We start from the raw sequence: 591 nt of genomic DNA on the forward strand, positions 1-591 counted from the left end.
CCACATCAGCGCTTTCGATGGCCACATCCGTGCCGGTACCGATGGCGATGCCGACATCGGCATGGGCAAGCGCAGGCGCGTCATTGATGCCATCCCCGACAAAGGCGATCTGGCGCCCCTGCCGCAACTCATCGAGCGCCGCGACCTTGCCGTCGGGCAGAACCCCCGCGATCACCTGGTCGATGCCGGTTTCGCGGGCGATGGCTTCGGCTGTCTCGCGCTTGTCGCCGGTGATCATGGCAACTTTCAGCCCCTTTTCATGCAGCGCAGCGATGGCCGCGCGGCTGGCCGGTTTCACCGGGTCGGCCACGCCGATCACCGCCGCAAGCCGCCCGTCAACTGCCGCGTAGAGCGCGGTACGCCCGCGTTTGGCAAGCTCGGTCTCCTGCGCCGCCAGCGCCGCCGTATCGATGCCTTCGCGTGTCATGAACCGGTCGGCTCCGACCAGCACCTGCGCTCCGTCCACCATGGCGCGCACGCCGTGGCCGGTGACCGAGGTGAAATCGCCCGCCTCAGCGCGTGGGGCGCCCTCGGCGCGGGCGGCGCGGACGATGGCTTCGGCGATCGGGTGCTCCGAACGTTCCTCCACCG

Annotated in this window: 1 protein-coding gene; it reads right to left on the minus strand. The window is 69.4% G+C overall.

Annotated features, from left to right (window positions below):
• On the minus strand, positions 1-591 hold a 591-nt coding region (locus C6W91_RS21265; RefSeq protein ID WP_370571628.1), incomplete at both ends, for an HAD-IC family P-type ATPase.

The organism is Phaeobacter sp. SYSU ZJ3003, assembly GCF_041300735.1.
Lineage (GTDB): Bacteria > Pseudomonadota > Alphaproteobacteria > Rhodobacterales > Rhodobacteraceae > Phycobacter > Phycobacter gallaeciensis_A.